The organism is Achromobacter sp. 1011791174, from assembly GCF_059760925.1.
Genome location: NZ_JCBANH010000165.1, coordinates 1 through 6,543 on the forward strand (window position 1 = coordinate 1; position 6,543 = coordinate 6,543).

At 56.5% G+C, this 6,543-nt stretch carries 5 protein-coding genes; all 5 read left to right on the forward strand.

What is annotated here, in order from left to right; genetic code table 11:
* Nucleotides 1-1,793: hypothetical protein (locus AC6LJ5_RS29635; protein ID WP_498142378.1), on the forward strand; the 1,793-nt coding region annotated here is incomplete at its 5' end.
* A 2-nt stretch (nt 1,794-1,795) separates the two neighbouring features.
* The gene (locus AC6LJ5_RS29640; protein ID WP_498142379.1) at nt 1,796-2,365 is read left to right on the forward strand and encodes a hypothetical protein; all 570 of its coding nucleotides are present in this window, start codon (nt 1,796-1,798) and stop codon (nt 2,363-2,365) included.
* A gap of 140 nt (nt 2,366-2,505) precedes the next feature.
* Nucleotides 2,506-5,292 (forward strand): HNH endonuclease, encoded by a 2,787-nt coding sequence (locus AC6LJ5_RS29645; protein ID WP_498142380.1) that lies wholly within the window; start codon nt 2,506-2,508, stop codon nt 5,290-5,292.
* Nucleotides 5,293-5,294: 2 nt separating this feature from the next.
* Nucleotides 5,295-5,753, forward strand: a complete 459-nt coding sequence (locus AC6LJ5_RS29650; protein ID WP_498142381.1) for an SMI1/KNR4 family protein — start codon at nt 5,295-5,297, stop codon at nt 5,751-5,753.
* Entirely contained in the window at nt 5,750-6,058 is a 309-nt protein-coding gene (locus AC6LJ5_RS29655) for a hypothetical protein (RefSeq protein ID WP_498142382.1), read from the forward strand. The genes AC6LJ5_RS29650 and AC6LJ5_RS29655 overlap by 4 nt, the downstream gene beginning before the upstream one ends.
* Nucleotides 6,059-6,543: the final 485 nt, after the last annotated feature.

Here is a 6,543-nt window from a genome sequence, read left to right on the forward strand (position 1 = left end):
TCTTGTTGGGCGGAGCGGGATTCGCTGCCAGCGTAGGCATCGGTCTGGCGGCTGGCGCCGTAGGCAGCATCGTCAGCCAGGGCGTGGGCATGGCCATGGGCATGCAGAGCAAATTCAGCTGGAGCGGCGTCGCCTTGGGCGGCCTGACGACGGCGGTGTCTGCAGGCGTGGCCAGCAGCTTCGGAGGCGCTGCGGCAATTCAGGGAACCTTGGGCCAGAAGATGCTGGAAGTCGCCGGCCGCGCGGTGGTGAGTTCGACCATCAGCCAAGGGATCTCCATGGCGGTCGGCCTGCAGTCCAAGTTCAGTTGGAGTGGCGTGGCGGCGGCTGGTGTTGGGGCGGCGGTTGGTTATGGCATCGGCGACACGGCGTTCCGGGGGTGGAATGGCCCAGGTAGCGAGCTGACGCGAGGCGTTGTCGCGGGGACGGGGGCCGGTGTGGTTGCCTCGGTCCTGTCGGGCGGCAAGGCGAACTACGTGCAGATCGCCATGGATGCGTTCGGCAATGCGCTGGGGAATTCGGTGGTCGATTCCATGACTGGTCGCAGGCTCGCCAACGGGCCGATCGACCTAGGAAGGGACCGAGGCTTGCGAGTCACCGGGCAGGATTTGGAGATATTCGCACGGTCGCCCGTCGGGATGGATGATGGTGGGTATCCTCTGGCGAAATTCCGGGCCGATCAGCAATTGGATCGTGCCGGGTTGCCGCAGTCGTATACGGGTGGCATTTCCGCAGCGACTTTGCCTGGCGCCAACTACTCGACGGCGGATTTGAATGATGCGCTGGTGTCGAGCTTTACCAGTGCGCTGAGTGAGGATCGCCGGACAAGTGCCGGCATGCTTGTTGCCAGTTCAGACAAGGTGCCGCCCTTCATGGAGGCGTTTGGCGCTTTGCAGAAGGGGCCGAGCATATCGGAACTGGTCAAGGGCGAGAAGGGCACTTTCCTATATGGGCTGAAGAATGGCCGTGCGAATCGATCTGTGATGGATGAGCAGCCCGTATCAGGGTCTGAGATTGCGGGAGCCTTGACGCGTGATTTCTTCGTAGGGGCCAAGGATGCGGTGCTTGAGGTGCCGCTGATGGCGGGTGACATCGGGAAGCTGGGCTTCTTGTCAGGGAAGAGGTTGATCACTGGCAACACCGACCCGTTTACGCCGTGGAGTGATACGGGGAAATTCTTTCAGAGCGGGGGAACTCTGGGGGAGTACTATGCCGCGCCGGTTAAGGCTCTCGGTGATATAACAGGGGATCTGTTCTCCGGTAAGTATGAGTCGGCCGGTAGTGGTGCCCTTGGGATGGTTGGGGGGATTGCTGCTGGGCGGTTTGCGAGACTACCTGCAGGTGCGAATAGTGAGCTGCTCGCCTCCAGTCCTGCTGCGGGAAGCCCTACAGTAGTTGCGCGGGGAAGCGGCACCGCCACTGTGTACCGTGTGCAGGGCGGTGTGATGCCCAACGCGAGCAGGACACTGATTACTCTAGATGCCAATGGCAGTCCGGTTATTCGAAATGCAACGCTTAATATCAGTATTGGCGATGCTTCCCATGCGGAGTATTTTCGAACATTGCGACCAAATAGTACTGTTGTTTCCTTTGAAATTCCTTCTTGGATGAACGAATTGATTAAAGAGAATGCGATTCCACAGTTTGACTATAAAAGTAATCCTTTGAATCAAGGAGGGCTCGCTCCAAAGATTGTGGACCCGACTACACCAGGTCTTTCTTATGAGCTGAAATCACCTTGGGGGAAGTGGCTGCAAGAAAATGCAATTCCTGGGTCTGGTAAGGTGCGTTGATTATGAATATCAGTGAAATTCTAGGGCCGGCGTCTCCTGATTTGCTTGATTCGGAATATGTGGTGGCGGTTGCTCGTCACAATGGGGTTATTCATTGGCTGCTGTCTGATCATGATAACTTGGTGTTGGATTGGAAGAAGTGGCGGGACGACTTCATCGCTGCGGGCTATCAGGTACCTAGTGAGAGTGTGGCTGCATCTAGAAGGGACGGTTTGGTGGTTGTGGGTCAAGACGAAGCCGATAGGTTCTTGGCTGACCCAGTGACACATAGGCTAGATATTAAGTTCCTGCGAGACGCGTTGTTGGAGAGGTTTTCAAGTGCGAATTCTTGGTGGGATGTCGGTTTCCTATTTCCAATCGCTTTTATTGATTTTGATAATAAGAAATTCGCGGGCTTCTATCATGATGGGCCACGATTGGAACGTTATGTGCCAGATGGTTGGGTAGGAGAGTTTGAGGATTTTGCCAACACTTATCCTGAGGGTCTGTTTCCTGAGAAAGATAAATTTTGGATTGTGGATGGTAGAGATTTGCTATTTGAACTTAATGAGCGTGGTCGGGCTTTGGATTGAAGATAAAAATAAACACTTTATCTTTTGATTGCCTTGCTTAATTTCATGGTTACGCCTACGGTGAGATTGCATTTACCTGACACCGGCTTCACGCCGGTATTTGCTTAAGCAGCTTCTACCAACACAACTGGCGGAGCTGATTGTCCAATGCGCGTTGTTTAGATGATCAACGCAGGTCCGTGCAGCGGCTACGATCAGGCGGGCAACGTCACGCAGTACCGCATGGACATGTACGAGGGCACGGCGTACACGACACCTACAACTACACGCACGCGCGCTACGAGGGCTACCGCGAGGCCACGCTGTCGGGCACCAGCACGGAACTGGATCCGGGCCAGACCACGTATCAGTACGACGTCAACGGCAACCTGGTGGGGGTGGTCGACACCAAGGACGGCAGCAAGAACCAGACGCTGGTGAACGACGCCAGCGGCAAGATCCTGCAACGGGTGCAGGACGGCAAGACCACGCGTTCCCTGATCGTCAACGGCGAGCTGCTGGGCACGACAGGCCCGACGGTGGGCGCGGACGACTTCTCGCCGTCCTTCCGTCCCATCGACGGCGGCAACCCGCAGGCCAGCCCGGGCTCGTACCGGATCCAGCCGGGCGACACGCTACAGACCATCGCGCAGCAAGCCTATGGCGACAGCCGCCTGTGGTTCCTGGTGGCCGAGGCCAATGGTCTTGCCAGCGACCGCGACCTGCGGGTCGGGGCGACGGTGACGATCCCGAACCGGGTGTCGGGCAACCATAACGATTACAAGACCTTCAAGCCGTATGACCCGGGCAAGCTGATTGGGGATACGCAGCCGACGATGCCGGTGCCGGAGGCGGATGGCGGAGGAGGCTGCGGCGGGTTTGGCAGTTTGATCCTGGCGGTGGTTGCGGTGGTGGCGACGGTGTTTACGGCGGGGGCGTTGGCCGCGCCCGCAGGCGCCACGCTGGGCGGCATGATGAACTTGGGGGTGTCGGTACTGGCCGGCACGTCCACGCTATCCGGCATCGGCGCGGTCGGGATAGGGCTGGCGGCGGGTGCTGTCGGCAGCGCCGTGAGCCAGGGCGTGGGCATGGCGCTGGGCATGCAGTCCAAGTTCAGTTGGGGCAGCGTGGCGATGGGCGCGCTGGGCTCGGGCGTGATGGCCGGGGTGGGCGGCGCGTTCAACGGCGCGAGCTTCCTGAGCGGCAACCAGGCGCTGTCGGAGTCCATCAAGGCCGGCATCGCCAATGGCACGTACTCCGGCGCCAACGCCATGCAGATGGCGGTGCGGGCGACGGTCAGCTCGACGGTGACGCAGGGCATCGCGATGGCGACGGGGCTGCAGTCCAAGTTCAGCTGGACCAATGTGGCGGCCGCCGGCGTGGGCGCGGGCGTGGGCGGGTTCGTGGGAGGCAAGCTGTTCCCCACGGGGAATGATTTCTCGACGAACTTGATGCGTGGCTTTGCGTCCAGCGCGGTGGGCGGGGTTGCGGCGACGGTGCTGACGGGAGGCAAGCCGAACTATCTGCAGATCGCGGTGGATGCGTTTGGGAATGCGTTGGGGAATTCGGTGGTTTCGTCGTTGGAGCAGAGCGGTGCAGCGCCGGTCGTGGCTCGGTCCAATGGAGCTGCTGGGCAAGCAATAAGAAGTTCTTGGGATGACTTGTCGCCCTACGGAGCCGGAACTTTGCAGACGTCGGAGCCCGGCTTCTACGATAGCTATCGGAATATCAAAACCGGCAGCTATGACGGACTCTCTGAAGAAGATCACGCACGGATCAGCGCTTACTTGGGAATCGATTCTCCACGGGACTATGGCAAGCCGGTGCTGGTCGCTGCCAACGGCAAGTTGGATCCAGAAATCGCGCGCATGGCGTTCGGAGAACAAGGTGGCGGTTCGCAGGTAGATCTGCGGGGGTTGGATGTCCGGCCGGAGCACTATCCACGCACGACCTTGGGAGCCAGCCGGGCGCGCGTGGGAGTCATGGAAGAGTTGGGGCAGCGGGTCTTGGGGCAATGGGATGCCGCTGCTTACATGCTTCGGGATACGGTGTACTACGTCAACGACTCGGTATGGGGCGCAGCCAACGTCGCTACGAACGGTTGGCTGGCGGACAACTCCGATGCCGTGCGCGTTGCCGTGGATCGAAACAATGCGCGTGCCGTGGGCATCGTCAATGCGGGCAAGGGTCTGGCCAGCGGGGGGCTGCGCTTAGTTACTGGAAACATGGGAGCCGACGAGCTCTACCAAGGCACCAGGGACTTTTTCCAGCTTGATCGTACGCTGGCCTATGAGGCCGCTGGTGACTATCGCGCCGCGCAGGCGGGATGGACGAACATGGCGATTACTGCGACCGGGGTTGGTGCGGGAGCTTATAGCCTGGCGTCCAAGATGGCGCCGCTGGCGATGGGCGCGGCTCGTACCTCTGGGTTTGGCTTGAGGCTGGCGGCCGAGGATAGTGGTCGGTTGTTGGCTGGCGGGATGGAGTCGTTGCTGGATCGGCAGGGGCTGAGGTTGAGGGCGATCCCGGACGACTCGAAGTTTGTGTTGGGTGGAGATACTGTTAGAACTCCGAGTATCCCTGATGGTAAATTCTATAGTGTTGCATTTGAAACTACATTACCTCGTGCCGTATGGGGTAAGTCGGCAAATATTCACTTTAATCGTGCAAATGAAGCCCTATATTCTGCTTTAATGGAAGACGCTGATTTTGCGAGGCGGATGGATCAATTGAGTCCAAGCGTTGTGAGTCGAACCTCGTCTGTTGGTGGGCGTCAAAATCCGTCGGGATTCACTTGGCATCATGATGCGGGATTGGGAGTTATGCGATTAGTTCCCTCGGTTCAGCATACCCCGGGTTCGGTATTCTGGCGTACTTTACATCCAGATCCAGGGGCGGCTGGCGGGTATGCGATATGGGCTCGGCCCGCTGGTGCGCCAAAGCGTTGAGTATGAGAAATTTACATGAATTAAATATCAATGAAGGCGGGGAGGCCGTGCGTCGGTCTCCTCCTTCTGATCGAGAATTTCAGGATTTTCAAGAAAAAACTAGATTGATATTGCCTCTTGCTTTGAAGATGTTGTTGCGATATTCAAATGGAGGGCATCCTGAGCTAAATACGGTCGATGGTGAAAATGGACAATTCTCTGTCGATTTTTTTTATCACCTAACTGTTGATGACGACGGGCCGGAGAGTATCTGGTATGCCGTCAAACATTGGCGGCCAATATTGGGAGAGTTTGCGCTACCGATTGCAGCTGATGGGGGGGGTAATCAGATTTATCTTGACCTGGCTGCTGGCGCTGGTGGTGTAAAAATATGTTTACATGATGAAATGAGAATATTAGAGCTCGCTTCAACGTTAGAGAATTTTATTGATACTTTGGCAATTAATCCTGAAATGATATGAAAAATGATCGATATGAGGGAAGGCCGCTTGTTCGTCTTCTCGAGTGCTATGTGTTGAAAGCAATAGGAATGTTGAGTTTTTCTGATAATGAAAGCTTGATTTCTATGGGGCCAAAATTGTCTGAAATATACGGAAAATCGGGGGCATGGGATAAGATAATAGAAATGGAGATGGGGTTTCCTGGCAATATGCCGGCCCTTATTTTGGATGTTTGGAATAAGAATAAAAAAATTGCCGAGAATAATGGGGTGGAGATTGATCCGCAGGTTTTTTCTGAAATGTTTGTGGATGAGAATTTTTTGTAATAATTGTTTGGTATATTTATATGGGGTGAAATTTTTGGAGGGCGCCGGTTGATGTTAAGCCGGGAGGGCCATTATGTATGTTCTGAGCTTTTCTTTGCTTGCTGTCAGCCATGTTAAGTGCCTGATAGGTGAGCAATAAGAGCGGTAGGCGGTGCATGTGTAGTCAAGATTCTTGTGTACTGAGATGGTGTTCACTACGCACTCGCCTTAAGTCAGTGTTTTTTTAATCTGTCGCGACCAACATATCTAGCGGGGCGGGCTTTCTAGCACGCGCTTCGTCAAGATGAGCAACGCGGGTCTCTGTCGAGCAGCCACAACGTGACCTACAGCGGTTACGACCAGGCGGGCAACGTGACGCAGTACCGCATGGACATGTACCAGGGCACGGCGTACACGACACCTACAACTACACGCACGCGCGCTACGAAGGCTACCGCGAGGCCACGCTGTCGGGCACCAGCACGGAGCTGGATCCTGGCCAGACC